Annotated in this window: 14 protein-coding genes and 1 pseudogene; 6 read left to right on the top strand and 9 right to left on the bottom strand. The window is 71.9% G+C overall.

From position 1 onward, the window contains the following. Positions 1–17 precede the first annotated feature (17 nt). Entirely contained in the window at positions 18–539 is a 522-nt protein-coding gene (locus VFG42_RS20295; protein WP_324910615.1) for a fasciclin domain-containing protein, read from the bottom strand. Positions 540–706: 167 nt separating this feature from the next. Here VFG42_RS20295 and VFG42_RS20290 point away from each other — a divergent pair, with 167 nt between their 5' ends. Together VFG42_RS20290 and VFG42_RS20285 are read left to right on the top strand one after the other, a co-directional pair. Continuing rightward, positions 707–1,294: a sigma-70 family RNA polymerase sigma factor gene (locus VFG42_RS20290; RefSeq protein ID WP_324910614.1), complete on the top strand. Its 588-nt coding sequence runs from the start codon at positions 707–709 to the stop codon at positions 1,292–1,294. After that, on the top strand, positions 1,291–1,980 hold the full coding sequence (locus VFG42_RS20285; RefSeq protein ID WP_324910613.1) for an anti-sigma factor: 690 nt from the start codon (positions 1,291–1,293) through the stop codon (positions 1,978–1,980). The genes VFG42_RS20290 and VFG42_RS20285 overlap by 4 nt, the downstream gene beginning before the upstream one ends. Positions 1,981–2,041: 61 nt before the next feature. Here the strand turns inward: VFG42_RS20285 and VFG42_RS20280 are convergent, their stop codons facing one another. Further along, positions 2,042–3,646, bottom strand: coding sequence for a hypothetical protein (locus tag VFG42_RS20280; RefSeq protein ID WP_324910612.1), 1,605 nt, complete (start codon positions 3,644–3,646; stop codon positions 2,042–2,044). A gap of 93 nt (positions 3,647–3,739) precedes the next feature. On the opposite strand from VFG42_RS20280, the gene VFG42_RS20275 reads away from it, so the two are divergent. After that, positions 3,740–4,306 carry a hypothetical protein gene (locus VFG42_RS20275; RefSeq protein ID WP_324910611.1) on the top strand — a complete coding sequence of 189 codons (567 nt, stop codon included), beginning with the start codon at positions 3,740–3,742 and terminating at the stop codon, positions 4,304–4,306. Here VFG42_RS20275 and VFG42_RS20270 read toward each other — a convergent pair. After that, positions 4,293–5,090, bottom strand: coding sequence for a helix-turn-helix transcriptional regulator (locus tag VFG42_RS20270; RefSeq protein WP_324910610.1), 798 nt, complete (start codon positions 5,088–5,090; stop codon positions 4,293–4,295). The genes VFG42_RS20275 and VFG42_RS20270 overlap by 14 nt on opposite strands. A gap of 148 nt (positions 5,091–5,238) precedes the next feature. On the opposite strand from VFG42_RS20270, the gene VFG42_RS20265 reads away from it, so the two are divergent. The 3 genes from VFG42_RS20265 to VFG42_RS20255 all read left to right on the top strand — a co-directional run bounded on the left by VFG42_RS20265 (position 5,239) and on the right by VFG42_RS20255 (position 8,735). Next, positions 5,239–6,624: a dihydrolipoyl dehydrogenase family protein gene (locus VFG42_RS20265; RefSeq protein ID WP_324910609.1), complete on the top strand. Its 1,386-nt coding sequence runs from the start codon at positions 5,239–5,241 to the stop codon at positions 6,622–6,624. A 209-nt stretch (positions 6,625–6,833) separates the two neighbouring features. Next, positions 6,834–7,181 carry a hypothetical protein gene (locus VFG42_RS20260; RefSeq protein ID WP_324910608.1) on the top strand — a complete coding sequence of 116 codons (348 nt, stop codon included), beginning with the start codon at positions 6,834–6,836 and terminating at the stop codon, positions 7,179–7,181. 93 nt (positions 7,182–7,274) lie between these two features. Then, complete coding sequence (locus tag VFG42_RS20255; RefSeq protein ID WP_324910607.1) at positions 7,275–8,735, top strand: MFS transporter; 1,461 nt, start codon at positions 7,275–7,277, stop codon at positions 8,733–8,735. A 74-nt stretch (positions 8,736–8,809) separates the two neighbouring features. Here the strand turns inward: VFG42_RS20255 and VFG42_RS20250 are convergent, their stop codons facing one another. From VFG42_RS20250 to VFG42_RS20225, 6 genes and pseudogenes are all read right to left on the bottom strand, one after another. After that, complete coding sequence (locus VFG42_RS20250) at positions 8,810–9,379, bottom strand: YceI family protein (protein ID WP_324910606.1); 570 nt, start codon at positions 9,377–9,379, stop codon at positions 8,810–8,812. Positions 9,380–9,502: 123 nt separating this feature from the next. Continuing rightward, positions 9,503–9,736 carry a hypothetical protein gene (locus VFG42_RS20245; RefSeq protein WP_324910632.1) on the bottom strand — a complete coding sequence of 78 codons (234 nt, stop codon included), beginning with the start codon at positions 9,734–9,736 and terminating at the stop codon, positions 9,503–9,505. Positions 9,737–9,812: 76 nt separating this feature from the next. Further along, positions 9,813–10,595 (bottom strand): annotated as a pseudogene (locus VFG42_RS20240) (acyl-CoA dehydrogenase family protein); the annotation flags it as partial. 347 nt (positions 10,596–10,942) lie between these two features. After that, positions 10,943–12,466 carry a PucR family transcriptional regulator gene (locus VFG42_RS20235; RefSeq protein ID WP_324910603.1) on the bottom strand — a complete coding sequence of 508 codons (1,524 nt, stop codon included), beginning with the start codon at positions 12,464–12,466 and terminating at the stop codon, positions 10,943–10,945. Positions 12,467–12,527: 61 nt separating this feature from the next. Next, positions 12,528–13,841: an NAD(P)/FAD-dependent oxidoreductase gene (locus VFG42_RS20230; protein ID WP_324910602.1), complete on the bottom strand. Its 1,314-nt coding sequence runs from the start codon at positions 13,839–13,841 to the stop codon at positions 12,528–12,530. Further along, positions 13,838–15,637, bottom strand: a complete 1,800-nt coding sequence (locus tag VFG42_RS20225; RefSeq protein WP_324910601.1) for a hydantoinase B/oxoprolinase family protein — start codon at positions 15,635–15,637, stop codon at positions 13,838–13,840. Before VFG42_RS20225 ends, VFG42_RS20230 begins: the two co-directional genes overlap by 4 nt. Positions 15,638–15,815 lie beyond the last annotated feature (178 nt).

The following is a 15,815-nucleotide window of genomic DNA, read 5'->3' as shown; positions in this document are numbered from 1 at the left end:
CCGCCGGCGCCGCCCGCTCAGGCGGGCGGCAGCAGGACCTTGTCGATGGCGTGGATGACGCCGTTGCTGGCCTTGATGTTGGCCTTCGTCACGCGCGTGGTGCCGTTCAAGTACACCTTGCCGGACTTCACGGTGATCTTGATCGACGCGCCGTTGAGCGTCTTGACCGACGTGAGCTTGTCGAGCTTGGAGGCCGGGAGCCTGCCCTTGACCACGTGGTAGAGGAGCACGGCCCGCAGCTTGGCCTTGTCCTTGCCCAGCGCGGTCAGCGTCTTCTTCGGCACCTTGGCGAACGCCGCGTTGGTCGGCGCGAAGACGGTGTAGGAGCCCTTCGACAACGTGGCGGTCAGGCCGGCGGACTTGACGAGCTTGACGAGCGTCGAGAACCGCGGGTCGCTCGCGGCGACGCCCACGATCGTCTTCGTGGCGGCAGGGTGCGCCGCCGGAGCGGTCGCGGCGCTCGCGCCGGCCGCGGACGTGGCTACGGGGACGGCCACGGCGCCGGCAAGGGCGAGCGTGGTCAGGAACCGGGACTTCATCGAGAGCCTCCAGGACGTGGATGACAGGCGTGGCGAGGTACGTGTGGCGGGGCGCGGGCGGTTGAGCGTCTGCGCGCCGAGCCCGCCGTGGCGCGACGCGTGCGGGAACCGATCGCGCCGCGCGCCCGTATCCAGCCTGTGAGTTGTCTGCCTTCGCCGGCCGGAGCGTGAGTCGCGGCGCCGCACAAGCGGCGGCGTCGGCCGGCGGCGCCCGCTCGCTCGCGCGCGCCGCCGACGGCCGCATCGCCAACGGTCTGCGGGCCGGGGACCCGGGCGCGCTCGAAGCGGTGCGCGACCGCTGCGGCGCGACGGTCTTCTCCTACCTGTGCCACGTGCTGCGCGACCACGCCGCGGCCGAGGACGTCTTCCAGCACGTGTTCACGGAGGTCTGGCAGCGCGGCGCCGCCTACGACGAGCGGCGCGGATCGCTCATGGCGTGGGTGCTCACGATCGCCCGGTCGCGCGCGATCGACGAGCTGCGCCGCCGCCACCCCGAGCCGGTCGACCTCGCGACCGCGCCCGAGCCTTCCGTCGCGGCACCGCAGGACGCGGCGATCGACCGCTGGCGGATGGCCCACCACCTCGCGCGCCTGCCCGCGGAGGAGCGCGAGCTGTTGCAGCTGCGCTTCTACGCCGAGCTGTCGCAGACCGAGATCGCCGCGCGCACCGACCTCCCGCTCGGCACCGTCAAGAGCCGGATGGTCCGCGGGCTCGAGCGGCTGCGCGACCTGCTCGACGAGGAGGGCCTCCAATGACCGGCCGCTCCTGGCCCGTCTCCCCCGCCGCCGTGGCGCTCGGCCTCGTCGACGCGAGCGAGGCGGACCTCGCCGCGCGCCTGCTCGCGGACGACGCGCGCTTCCGCGGCGAGGTCGAGCGCCTGCGCGCGACCGGCAGCGCGCTCGGTCGCCTCGACGAGCGCCAGTGGGCCCTCGCCCCGGCTCCGCCGCTGCGGCCCCTCGCCGAGGTCCGCCCCGCCGCGGCCCCCGCCGCGCCGCCGCGGCGGACCGCACGGGCGCGCCGCCTGGTCCTGGCGGCCTCGTCCGCGGCCGCGCTCCTGGCGGCCTGCTTCGCGGGCTGGGTGGCCCTGCACGATCGCGACGGCGCGCCGGCGCCGCTCGCCACGACGCTCGCCCTGCATCCCCTGCCCGGCATCAAGGGCCAGGCGGAGCTCAAGCTCGACGGGACCCGCACCCACGCCGAGCTGCTCGGGACGGGCCTGCGCCCCAGCGGACCCCACGACCACTACGAGGCCTGGCTCGCCGACGACCGCGGCCGCATGGTGTCGATGGGCACCTTCCGCGTCAGCCCGTCCGGGCGCGTCGACGTCCGCATGGCCATCGTGGTGGACCTCAGCGCCTATGCCTTGATCGACGTCTCGCTCGAACGCGACGACGGCAACCCGGCCCACTCGGCCATCTCGGTCTTCCGCGCCCACCTGTGACGGCGGTCGGCGACGGCCACGACGCCGAGGCTGCCGGTGGTCTCCGGTCGCGTCGGCTCCGTCACCGCCGCCGCTTCAGCTTCAGCGTCACCACCTCGGCGCGCACCTTCGTGACGCCGGCGCTCGTGCGGGCGGTGATCGTGACCCGGACCCGCAGGCTGCGCTTGGCGGCGAGCAGCCTGCGCGCCGGCTTGCTCATGACGAGCCGGACGCGCTTCGTCACGTGGGCCTTCAGGGTGAAGCGGGCCGAGCCGACGCGCACCGGCTTGCGCTTGGCGCGCGCGGTCGCGGCGCGGCTCGCGGTCGTCGCGTAGCTCGACACGGTGGCGGCGGCGATGCTGCCCGTGACGTCGTTGGCGCTGTTCAGCGCGAACGACACGGCGTTGCCCGTCACCGCGTACACGTCGTTCCCGACGAGGCCGGCGCCGGGGTATCCGGACGCGGGCAGCGTCGCCGGGCCGGGCGAGCCGCCGACGGTCGTGCTCGGCGTCGTCGGCGTCGTCGGCGTGGTGGCGGGCGGCTCCGTGGTCGGGCCGGTCGGGGAGTCCCCGCCTCCGCTGTCGCCGCTCGTCCCCACGACCGCGGCGCCTCGGGTGGTGACCGCGACGCACAGGCCGACCGCCGGGCAGCTGACGTCCGCGACGTGGTCGGAGGTCGCCGGGTCGGCGACGTTCTCGGTGCTGACCCAGTCGCCGCTCGATCCGGCCGGATTGGTGGTGGCCGTGACGTACGCGCCGTAGCTCGACCATCCGGCGCACAGGTCGCTGACGGAGCCCTGGACGCAGGTCAGCCCGTCCATCGTGGGGTTGGACGCCTTGGTCCAGCTCGACGCGCCGTCGAGCGGATGCGTCGAGCTCCAGGTGCCGCTGTCGGTGGTGGCGCTGCCGGCGTCCGCGGTCACGCAGAGGGTGGGGATGCACGCCACGCCGCTCAGCGCGCCCTGCGCGATGCCGCCGGAGCCCGACGGGACGATCGTCGCCTTGCTCCAGGCCGAGGCTCCGCCCGCAGGGGTCGTGGTCGTGAAGACGTTCGGGCCGTTGGTGGCCGCGCACAGGGTGGCCGTGCATGAGACGCGGCCCCACGTGACGCCCGTGCCGGAGGCGGACCAGTTCCCGGAGGCCGGCGTCGCGGTGGTGAGGACGGCATTGCTGCCGTCGATGGCGACGCACCGCGTCACGGTCGGGCACGACACGCTCGTGAACCGGCGCGGGTGCGTCCCGTCGGTCGTGAGGGTGTCCACCCGCCAGGCCGCCGCCCCGCCGGTCGGGTTCGTCGACGAGAGGACGTGGCCGTAGCCGTCCACCGCCACGCAGAGGTCGGCCGTGGGGCATGACGTGCTGACCAGGCCGCCGCTCGGCGCGGGGACCGGGACGGTGGTGGTCGTCCAACCGCCGGCGACGCCGGGGGTCGACGTCGTGGCGATCCGCACGGCACCGTCGGCCGTGTCGGCGTTCGCCCCGGCGACGCACAGGGTCGTGGTCGGGCACGCGACGGACCGCAGCCCGTCGGCGGTGTCCACGGGCAGGCGCGCGCCCCAGCTGAGCGGCGCCCTCGCGGCGGCGTGTGCCCGCGGGGGCCCGGACGCCCACGCGAGCGTCGCCGCCAGGAGCAGCGCGGCCGGCGCGGTGATCAGGGTCGGCGCCGTGCGTCGCGTCGTGTCGGGCATGGCCGCCACCGTGCCAGGTCCTCGCCGCCGGATCAACGGGGCCGGTGCCGGAAAACGCGTAGACATCTGGCAGGCCTGGAGTAGGTTCGTCCGATGCGCCCATTCGTCCGCGTCCTGACCGTTGCGACCGTCGTGTGCCTCAGCGCCTCGCCGGCGCTCGCCGCCGCCAAGCCCCGCTCCGATCCGGAGACCGACCAGCGCCTCGGGCCGGCCGACGGCGCCGGCCACTACTTCGGCGGCCAGTCGTCGACCTCCCGGTTCCACGGGTGCCGCCTCTCGGACGAGCAGTGGTTCCCGACCTCCCTGACGAGCGGGGCGCCGACGACCACGCCCAGCACCCACCGGCGCGTCACGTTCACCGTGAACACCGGCGGCTTCCCGACCTTCAGCTGGAAGGCGAAGAAGGGGTACCGGATCTGCGGGGTCGAGGCGTACGCGGCGCTGGCGGGCCCCGACACCAAGGGCGGCGAGCTGCTCGCGTGGGTGTCCTACACGTCGGACCCGTACAGCGGCTCGACCGCCGCCAAGGGCAAGGAGGCCATCAAGGTCCGCACGCCGAAGCTCCTGGGATCCGACGACCAGGACCTCAGCGTCTTCGCGGGCAAGACGCTCGGGATCTACGGCTTCCAGGCCGTCGCCGTGTACGTCAAGAAGTCGTGAGAGCCCCGGGATCCAGGTGCGGGACCAGGTCCCAAGCCGCCGCGGCCGCCGATGACCTCCCGCCCACGGCGAGCTTGCGGTAGGCGGTCTGCAGATGCTTGTTCACCGTTCGAACGCTGATCCCGAGCGCGGTCGCCAGCGAGGCGTTCGAGTGGCCGACGGCGAGCAGGCTCACGATCTCGGCCTCGCGCACGGTCAGCCCCGCGTCCCGGAGCGCGGTGGCGATCGTCGCCTGGGACTGCTCGCGCGTCAGCGCGTACCGCAGGCGCATGTGCGCGACCGCATGGCGATGCGCCTGGATGATCGCCGGGCGGACGCGGTCCAGCAGCGCGCGCTCGGCGTCGGTGTAGTCCGGGTCGCGCCGGCTCAGCGCCACCGCGAGGAAGGTCTCGGAGGCCGTCTCCACGACGAAGGCGATCTGGTGCTCGACGTCGATATGCGCGTAGACCTCGCGGTACAGGTCGAGCGCGTGGAGCTCATCGCGCGACACCACGTCGGAGAAGCGATACGACCGCCCGTCCAGCGTGCGCAGGAAGCGCTCGACGAGCGGGTTCTGGCCGGCGAGGCGCGTGAAGGCCTCGCGGTACTCGTCCGCGGGTTCGGGCGAGGTGACGAACACCACCTCGTCCGACGCCCGCCCCATCTCGTTCAGCGACGCCCACTCGGAGGGCACGAGCCGAGCCAGCGCATCGAGCAGCCCGCTCCGGAACTCCCGCACGTCGAGGTACCCATGGATCTCCCCCACGAACGTGAGCGCGCGGGCGGCGTCGGACGCGTCTTCCATGCGCCGGCCAGCATACGAGGCCGCCGGCCGGTGGGGCGGACTTGCCGCCGGCCAGGGGCACCACGATGCTCCGTCTGGCGTCGCTCGGTTCCCGACGAGGAGGAGTACGCTCGGTCGGACCCGCAGTTCCGAACGGAGACCAGCGACGATGACCCAGCCGGAGCACTTCGAGCTGCTGGTCGTCGCGGGCGGCAAGGGCGGCAAGACGCTCGCGATGGACCTCGCCACGGCCGGACGCCGGGTGGCGATGGTCGAGCGCGTGCCGGAGATGATCGGCGGCACCTGCATCAACCTGGCGTGCATCCCGACCAAGACGCTGATCCGCTCGGCCGAGGTCGCCGAGCTGGTGCGCCGGGCACCGGAGCTCGGGATCGACGCGACGCTGGGCGCGCTCGCCGCGCCGGCGCTGCGCCGACGCGTCGGCTCGGTGGTCCACGGGATGCGCGCGATGAACCTCGACCAGTTCCGGGCGAGCGGCATGGAGCTGGTCATCGGCTCCGCCCGCTTCGTCGGCCCGCGCCGCGTGGAGGTGCGCACCGCCGACGGCGCACGGGTGCTGGAGGGCGAGCGCGCCGTGATCGACCTCGGCACGCGGCCGGCGCTGCCGGACATCCCCGGCCTGGTCGACGCCGCGCCGCTGACCAGTGAGACGCTGCTCGATCTGCGGCGCATCCCGTCGCGCCTGCTGATCATCGGCGGCAGCTACGTGGGCGTCGAGCTCGGCCAGGCGATGCATCGGCTCGGTAGCCACGTGACGCTGATCGAGCGCGGCCCCCAGCTGCTGGGACGCGAGGACGAGGACGTCGCCGGCGCGGTCGCGGACATCCTGGGCGAAGACGGCATCGAGGTCGTGCTCGGTGCGACGGTCGAACGAGTCGGTCGGGGCCAGGACGGCAGCGTCCGCGTCAGCGTCGACGGCGGGCGCGAGCTCATCGGCGACGACGTGCTCGCCGCGCTCGGCCGCCGGCCGGCCAGCGACGGGATCGACCTGGAGGCCGCCGGGGTGGAGCTCGACGAGCACGGCTTCGTGCGCGTCGACGAGCACCTGCGCACGACCGCGCCGGGCACGTTCGCCGTCGGCGACATCACGGGCGGGCCGCAGTTCACCCATGTCTCGCTCGACGACTACCGCCTGGTCAAGGCCAACCTCGACGGAGGCGCCCGCAGCACCGCCGAGCGCCTGGTGCCCTACTGCGTGTTCCTCGACCCCGAGCTCGGCCGCGTCGGCCTGACCGAACGAGAAGCCCGTCGGCGAGGGCATGACGTGCGGGTCGCCAAGCTGCCCGCCTCCGCGATCCCCCGCGCCAAGACGCTCGACGCGCCCCGTGGGTTGCTGAAGGCGGTCGTCGACCGGGGCAGCGACCGGATCCTCGGAGCCGCCATCCTGGCCGCCCACGGCGGCGAGGTGATCGCCACCGTCCAAGTCGCGATGCTCGGAGGTCTCCCCTCGTCGGCGCTGCGCGACGGCATCCTGGCGCATCCGACCATGGCCGAGGGCCTCAACCAGCTGTTCGCCGCCTGGACGGACCCGTGAACGACCACGGGCGCACCGAGCGCGTCGCCGGCGCCGAGCCGGAGTCGGCGGTCCCCGGAGCTGGGGTCGTGGGGATCCCTTGGTCTTCTGAGTCGGCCCCACGCGGGCGTCGGTCCGCCGCTTCCGACGATCGGCTCCAAGGTGCTGTACACGGTCACCGGTACGGGTAGACCTTCGGCGACATCCCCTCGTACGAACGGGAGAGACTCGTGGAACAGGATCAGGTCGCGGCCAACCTCGAGGGCATGGATGACCTCGACTTCACGGGATGGAACAACGCCGACTGGCACGGCGTGTTCGCCCACCACCACACCGACGACGTCGACGTCGACTGGAAGGGACAAGCGCCCACCCACGGGATCGAGGCGCACATCGACGCCATGAAGGCGTATGTCGATTCAGCGGGCGGCACACCACCCCGGATCGCCGCCCACCCGATCGCGTTCGGATCCGGAGAATGGACCTGCGTCGTCGGCGAGTTCGAAGGCGGAGGCCGCATGGTGACCGTGGCGAAGTGGAAGGACGGGGCGATCGCCGAGGAGTACATCTGGTCGTAGCGGCCTCACGCTGCCACCTGTGATCTCGACATGAGCGCTGTCGAACAGCCTGCCGGTGGCGATGCGGGAGCCTGGAGGGCGAGCGACCGGTGGTTGCTGGGGATCATCTTCGCGATCGTCACGTTCTGGCTGTTCGCCCAGACCCTGCTCAACGTGATACCGGCCATCCAGGGGTCCCTCGGGCTGAAGTCCACGGTCGCCAACCTGGCCGTGTCGGTCACGGCGCTCATGTCGGGCCTGTTCATCGTGGTGTTCGGCGGGCTGGCCGATCACGTCGGACGCGGGACGATCCTCCGCCTCGGAATCGCGCTGTCCATCGCCGGCTCGCTGCTGATCGCCCTCACCCCGGCGAAGCAGGGGGCGCTGACCGCCACGATGATCATGGCCGGCCGGATCGTGCAGGGGCTGTCTGCCGCCTGCGTGATGCCATCGTCGCTCGCGCTGATCAAAGACTTCTACGACGGACACGCGCGGGAGCGGGCGTTGTCCTTCTGGTCGATCGGCTCCTGGGGCGGTTCGGGCTTCTGCTCCCTGTTCGGCGGCTTGATGGCCGTGTCGTTCCTCGGCTGGCGCTCGATCTTCTGGATCTCGATCGCGGTCGCCGCCCTCGCGCTCTACCTGACCAGGGACACGCCGGTCTCTCGGGTCGCCGGCACCGCGACGCCCCATCGATTCGACTGGTCGGGCCTGATCGCGTTCGTCCTGGCGATGCTCGCGATCAACATCGTCATCTCCCAAGGCCCGCGGCTCGGCTGGTTCTCGGGCGCGTCGCTCGGGCTGATCGTCGCGTTCGTCGTCTTCATCCTGGCGTTCTTCTGGGTCGAGACGCACAAGCCGGGACCGTTCGTCGACCTGAGCATCTTCGACAACAAGACGTTCGCCGGAGCCACCCTTTCGAACTTCCTGCTCAACGGGTCGGCGGGGACGCTCGTGGTGGCGCTCGGCTTGGTGCAGCACGCCGCCGGTTGGTCCTCCCTGCACGCAGGCCTGCTCACGCTGGGGTACCTGGTCGCGATCGTCGCCACGATCCGGGTGGGAGAGAAGCTCCTGCAGAGGTACGGTCCGAAGCGGCCGATGATGTGGGGAACGTCGATCACCGCCGTCGGCATCATCCTGACCTCGCTGACCTTTCTGTTGATCGGGCAGTACACGGTGGTCGCCTTCATCGGGTTCACCCTGTACGGCGTCGGGCTCGGGTTCTACGCGACCCCGTCGACCGACGCCGCGATGTCGAGCGTGTCCGACGACAGGGCGGGAGAGGCGGCCGGCCTCTACAAGATGGCCTCGTCGCTCGGGTCGGCCTTCGGCGTCGCGATCTCCGCGGCCATCTACACCGCGGCGGCGCACGTTCCGCCTCACCTCGTGCCGCACATCTTCTTCGGTCGCCAGAGCAACGTCGCCCTGCGGTTCGGCGGCGGGCTGGGGCTGCTCTTCAACGTCTTCATGTGCCTCGTCGCGCTGATCTCGATCATCGTGGCCGTGCCGGAGGCTCAGCCTGACGAGCAGCGCGCCGCGCGGCCGCAGGTCCCGGCCTCGCCCAGCTTCGGGAGCTGAGCGCCGGCGGTCGTGACGACCACGGGCCCGGTTTCGCCGGCTCGACGTCCGCGCCCCGGTCGTCGACGCTCGCGCTACGGGCTCTGCAGCACCGCCGAGATGTCCAGCGTGAGCCCGACCTTGTCGCCGACCATCATGTTGCCGCTGCCCAGCGCCTGGTTGAACTTCATGTCGAAGTCCGAGCGCAGCAGCTTGCCGACGACCTCCAGCCCCGCACGCGTGTTGCCCCAGGGATCGGTGTCGGTGCCCTGGATCACCACCTCGAGCGTGACCTCCTTCGTGATCCCGTGCATCGTGAGGTTGCCCACCACGCGCGAGGACTCGTCATCGATCGCCTCGACACGCGTCGACTCGAACGTGATCTCGGGGAACGCTTCGACGTCGAAGAAGTCCGCCGAGCGCAGATGGTCGTCTCGCTGTGCCTCGCCCGTGTCGACCGACGCCACGGTCACCGTGCCGTGTGCACGGCAGTCAGCGAGGCTCTCCTTCATCTCCAGCGTGCCCTCGAACTCGCTGAACTTGCCGCGGACGTTGGCGATCCCCATGTGCTTCACGGAGAACCTCACGCTCGAGTGCCCAGGGTCGACCGTCCACGTACCGGTCGGGATCAACGGGGCACTGCGGGTCCCGGTGCTCGAAGCCATGGTCACCTCCAAGGAGACGCTGGGTCATCGACACGGTACTCCGTCAACGGAGTACCGCAACCGGAAACGACGATCGCGGTCGGCTCCGTCGACGCCCGTCAGCTCGTGTGGGGCCGCGCCACCCTACGACGTCGGCCGCGGCGTCCGCGGCGAGAGCAGCGACGTCGTCGCTCGCGCATGCTCCTTGAGCATCGTCTTGCCCGATGCGAGCAGGAGCGCGTCGTTGGCGCCCTCGCCGATCTGGGTCTGTGGTGCGTCACGGCGCAGGCGGGCCAGCTCGGTCATCCCGACGTACGAGCGGCTTGCGGCCAGCCGCGACGCGCATTCGACCGCCCAGACCGCGGTCTCTGATGCGATGACCTTGGCCGCGGTCGCCAGCTCGGACGCCGGCGGGTGGAGCCCGACACGTGATCGATCGGCTTGCCGAACGCCAGGCGCCCCACACGATCCCGTAGCGGGCCTCGTTGAGGCAGCTCAACGGGCCGCGCAGCGACGTGGCCTCGGGGAGCATCGCGCCGGCGGGCAGGCGGACGTCGTCGAGTAGCAGCTCGCTCGTGACGGAGGCGCGCAGGCTGAGCTTCTTGTGGATGTCCTGCGTCGTGAACCCCGGCGTGCCCGTCGGGACCACGAAGCCACGGATCCCCTCGTCGGTCGCCGCCCACACGACGGCGACGTCGCTGACGCTGCCGTTGGTGATCCACATCTTCTGGCCGTGCAGGACCCAGTCGTCGCCATCGCGCCGCGCGCGCGTGCGCATCGCGCCGGGGTCGGACCCCGCATCCGGCTCGGTCAGCCCGAAGCACCCGATCGCCTCGCCCGCGGCCATCCGCGGAAGCCACTCCTGCTTCTGCTCCTCGCTGCCCCAGCGCCAGATCGCGAACATCGCCAACGACCCCTGCACCGAGACGAGGCTGCGGACGCCGGAGTCCCCGGCCTCCAGCTCCAGGCACGCCAGACCGTAGGCGGTGGCCGACGCGCCCGCGCAGCCGTAGCCCTCCAGGTGCATCCCCAACACCCCCAACTTGCCCAGCGCCGGTGCCAGCTCGCGAGGGATGACGGCCTCCTCGAACCACTCCCCCACGTTGGGCACGACCTGGTCGCGGACGAACGCGCGGATGGTGTCGCGGATGTCGCGCTCCTCCTCGGAGAGCAGATGGTCGATGTCGAGGAAGTCGCTCGGGCGAACCGCGACGGGCGCGGTGGCGGTGGTGGACAACGGGGATCGGCTCCTTGCGTAGCGGGAGGGCGACGGAGGTCCGCGGCCGGGCCGCCCGAGAGCGGCCCGACCTCAGCGGAAGGAGGGCCTCTCCCGTCTTCGGGCGGAGGCCTTCGGGGCGCGGCGCCTCGGAGGAGACGAGAGCCGGTGCCTCGGCCACGCATGATGCGCGAGCGAACCGGCACGCTCAGCTGAGCGACCTCCAAACCTCGCCCGGCCGTTTGGGGACGCGCACGAACCTCTGACCGATCCGCGCGGTTGCCTGCGGGCGCCCGATCTGAGACGTCGCTTCGACGTTCCTGCTGCCGCGGCGACGCCACGGCCGCCGAGACGCTGGCCGGCCGGACCTAGTCCTCCCGCCCCTTGCGGCGCGTCGTCTCCGCGGCGCGCACCGGCTCGTCGGCGAGCGACACCAGATTGTAGGCCTTGAGGGCGAGCCAGATCTGCATGACGTCTTCGGTGTCGTCGAGGCGCCGGCCGGTCAGCTGCTCGACCCGCCGCATGCGGTAGACCAGCGTCTGCTTCGGCACGCCGGTGGCCTGCTCCGCTCGTTGCCACGAGCGGTTCGCGGCGAGGAACTGGCGAAGCGAGCCGACGAGGTCGCTGCCGTGCTCGGCGTCGTAGGCCACCAGGACCCCGACGACCTGGTCCGCGACGATCCCGGCTTCGGTGACGGTTCGTGGCAAGAAGGGCGGCACGTCGTCTCCGTAGCGGGTCAGGCCTCGCTCACGCACGCGCGAGGCCTCCAATGCCCACCGGGCCTCCTTCGCCGCGTCGGGTACCTGACCGACGGTGGTGATGGGGCCGCTGAGACCGGCCGGCGGCCCGTTGTCCAGCACGTGCTCGATGTCGGGCGCGGCGCTCTCCGGGACCAGGACGTAGGCCGTCGACGCTCGGACCAGCTGGAGGTTCGGCAGTCCGGCCCGCCGCAGACGACGATCCATCACGTCCATGACGACGTCGTCGCGGACGACGTCGATCGCCACGAGCCGCAAGCCGCCGTCGCCGCCGTCGCCCAGGTCGAAGAACGACAGCCGCCAGGAGCCGGACTCGGCGTCGATGCGCCGCTCGATCAGCTGCTCCAGCAGCTCGCCACCGCGTCGACGACGCTCCTCCTGCTGGGCGATGGACCGCTCCAGCTCGATGGCGACGACAGCGGCGACGTGCTGCAGGATGGACAGCTCGACGGACCTGTCCGCGCGATGGCGCGCGACCAGGCAGGCGAACCGCGTCGCGAGCATCGGCACGATGGTCGCCTGCCCCACCCCATCGGGCACGCGCAGGACCGCCGGAAGCCGCTCGGCCCGCTCGTCGACGATCGAGCTGACGGTGTCGCGGAGGCGATCGTCGAGTGCCTCGAGGCCGAGCAGCGGGTGGCCGGAGCGGTCGACGACGTGGAGGCGCGTCCCGAGGTTGGCGCCGATCCGGCGCACGACCTCAGACGGCCCACGATGCGCGGCTTCCCTCACCACCTCGTAGATCCGCATCGTCGCCGTCATGCGCGCCTGCTCGGCCCGCTGGTTCGCCTGCGCGACGGCCTGCGCGATGGCGATCCACGGCACGTGGTAGGCCGTCCCGAGCACCGGGAACCGCAGCTGCTCGGCCTCCGCAAGCAGCGCCCGCAACGCGACGACGATGGACGGCAGGTCAGGGACGGCCAGCCCCACGACCCCGGAGTCGACGAGCTGGCGCACGAACGCGACCTGCCCCGGCGCGTCGACCGGGATGTTGGTCGCGTTCGTCATGAGGAGGTGGCCGCGGCCGAGCCACTCCCAGGGCGACATCAGCTCGCCGACGTGAGCCCAGTCGATCGTGCGCCCCGATCCGCCGCCGCCCGCCAGGAACCGCGACCTCAGGGTCGGGATCTCCACGAGCTCTCCAACAGTCAGCGGCACCTATCGCCTGCCCGGACGCGCTCCAACGGCCTGCCGGTCAGACCACCGCGCCGTCGGCCTCGAGGAGCGTCGCGATCTCGCGACCGACCCGTTGCCCCGACTCGATCGCACCGTCCATGAAGCCGTTCCAACCGCCGGCCACGTCGCTGCCGGCAAGCATGATCCGGCCGTGCCGCGTCTGGAGCCCGCGCAGCCGGCCGAGACGCTGACCCGGGCGGGTGATGCACCACGTGCCGCGCGAGAACTCGTCCGCCGTCCAGTCGTGCCCAGCGACCGCCACGACCTCGAAGTCGCCGGGAACGAGCCGGTGGACCACCGCCGCGACCGCCTCGCGGTCCGTCGGGTCGAGCTTGGCCGCGTCCGGCCCGAAGCCGAGCAGGATCTGACCGTCCGGCACCTCGTACACGGTCTCGATCGAGGTCAGCGCCGCGGCTTCCGGCGCCGAGACGACCAGCGGCGCGAGCGCCCCGCGGATCTCGATCCAGGTCTTGAGTCCGTGCGAGGCTTGGGTCACGGCGTGCGCGTCGCGCAGACCGCCGGTGGACGGCCCAGCGAACCGGATGGCGCCGAGCGTGTTGAGCGGCACCGCGACGACGGCGGCGCCGGCCGTGAACCGGGCCCCGTCACGCGTCGTGACCGCGACGCCGCCATCGTCCGCGTCGACGGCCGCGACGGGTGCGCCGAGCCGGAGGTCCGCGTCGGCCTCCTCCGCGATCCCGTCGACGAGCTTGGCCGTGGTGCGCATGACGTACATGCCGACGGCGTCGAGCATCAGCCGGAAGCTGCAGTCCGACAGCGCGTACCAGTGCATCACGGCGGTCAGGGCGGCCTCATGGCTGTACGCGGAGTTGAGGGTCCCGGCGTGCGAGCCGAGCATCGTCCGCTCGTCCGCCGTCAGGCCGACGTCGTCGAGTCGCTGCGCGAGCGAGACGACGTCGTTCGCCGCGAAGGCCTCGCCTCCGGCGAAGACGTCGAACGGCTTGGGATAGGTCGCGCGCGCGTCGTGAAAGACGCGCGCGAACAGCTCGTCCAGGCGAGCCACGACGTCCTCCGCGGAGTCCTTGTTGAGGTCGTCGCCGTTCCACCACCACCACTCCTCGAAGTGAGGGCCGTGCTCGTAGTCGATCCCGAGCCGGGTCATCTCCGCGAAGACGTGCGGCTGGAACCAGTGCACGTAGCCACCGCCGAGCTCGACCTCACGGCCGGCGAACTCCGTGGTCCAGAGTCGCCCACCGATCCGCTCGCGGGCCTCGAGGACCAGGACCGAATGACCGCGGCGACGGAGCTCGCGCGCCGCCGTCAGCCCACCGAGTCCGGCCCCGATGACGATCGCGTCGGCATCCCTGCTCATCGGCTCGCGTCCTTCCGGTCGTGCTTGGCCTCGGCGCGGCGGGCAGCCGTGGCGGCGGGCTCGGCGCCGCCCTCCGGTCCGATGACGACGCCGTAGGTCTCGCGGGCGCGCTCGACGGTGATCCAGCCCTCGCGCACGTCCTCGGCGACGGACGCCGGATCGCGCTCGAGCGGATCGCCGTACCCGCCTCCGCCAGGCGAGAGGGAGACGACGCGCTGGTCGGGCTCGACCCAGACGCGGTGGCACGCGGCCGCCCGCTCGACCGACCCGTCGCCCTGGCGGATCCACTGATCCGCCAGCGCTCCAGCACCTCCGCCACAGACGCCGAGCGCGGGGTTGACGGTGCCGTCGGAGAACCAGATCGCCTCGACGCGCGTCTCGTTCGGGCCCCACTCCACGAGGTTCGCCGGGGCGCCCCGGTGCTTCCCCGCACCCTCCGAGTCCACGATGATCTCGTCGACCCAGATGCGGATCGGCAGCAGGTGCTCGGTGGCCTCCGTGCTGTTGCGCATGATCGAGCCGTTGCTGCCGGCGTGGACCGCCGTCAGCCAGCCGTCCGCGGCCGGTGCACCAGCCCCTCCCGTCATGCCCAAGACCATCATGTCGATGTACGGCGCGCCGCCCTTTCTCGGGTCATGGCCCGAGACAACGGCCGACGACGGCGGTCCGACGCTGCCGATCTCGGCCAGGCCCACCGCTCCCCCGAGCCTGGCGAACGCCATCTGGACGGCGTTGGTCATGCGATCGGCGACGTTGGTGGTGGCGCCGGAGCAGGAGAACGGGTGAACGGGCCTGCCGACGATGCAGCCGTCGCGCAGCTTCACGTCGAGCCGCCGGAAGCTCCCCGCGTTGGCGGGCACCGACGCGTCGATGCTCATGAACGTGCCGACCATCGCCGTCGTCAAGCTGGTGGCCTCGGTCAAGTTGAGGCCGAAGGGCAGGCAGTCGGGGTTGTCGCGGAGGTCCACGGTGATGCGCGGGTCGTCGTGATCGACCGCGACGGTCGCGTTCACCCGCACCTCGGGGAACCCTTCGAACGCGTCATGCGCCGTCTGGGCGGTCGCCGTGCCGTCGGGCATCGCGCGGATCGCCTCGACCATCCGATGCTCGGAGTAGTCGAACCAGTCGTCGACGAACGTCTCGAGCGCGTCCCAGCCGACCTCTCCGGCGAGCGCGAGGATCTCCCGCTCGGCGATGCGCGCCGCGCCGACCATCCCGTTGTAGTCGCCGCGCCAGGACCGCGGGACGCGGACGCGCACCTCGCACATCCGGATGACGTCGTCGATGTCCCGGAAGTCGCGCTGCACCTGCACGGCGGGGAAGATGAGCGCGCCTTCCTCGTAGACGTCACGGACGGCCGGGACGATCGTGCTGGGCTCGGCGTTGCCGACGTCGGCCATGTGCGCCTTCACCACCGCGGTGAAGCGATGGTGGCCGTCGTCGTCGATGACGGGGACCAGCAGGCAGTGGTCGCCGGCATGGGAGTTGCCGTGGTACGGCGAGTTGTGCAGGAAGGCGTCCCCGCGCCGGAGGACCGGGTGCACCTCGGCCAGGTACCGGCTGATCAGGTCAGGACCGGCCATCACGTGGATCGGCAGGCTCTCGGCGGCCACGAGCAGCTCGTGGTCGGCCGTCACGATGCAGCACGAGAAGTCACGGGCATTGCTGATGACCCCGGAGCGGGCGGTGCGGAAGAGCGTGTTCGTCATCTTGCGCACGATCCGCTGGAACCGGCTGGCGAGGATCGCCAGCTGAACGCCGTCGACCGTCTGGCGCCTGGTGGCGCCCTCCTTCATGTCCACGGCCAGACTCGCGGCCGATCTCCCTGCGGGCATGCGATGCCTCTCTCGCCCGTTCACACGGGCGTTCGGGTCCAGAACTGGTACCTGCGTGCCGGTGGTGCCGGCAATCGGTCGAACCGATGGGCGCGTGCGACCCGGTCGACCGTTCGTACGAAGCGGCGCCGCCTCGGTG

It is taken from the genome of Baekduia sp., assembly GCF_035685985.1.
In the GTDB taxonomy this organism is placed as follows: Bacteria; Actinomycetota; Thermoleophilia; order Solirubrobacterales; family Solirubrobacteraceae; genus Baekduia.
Note: the sequence above shows the minus strand (reverse complement) of the source record. Positions and strands in the feature narration are given on the sequence as shown.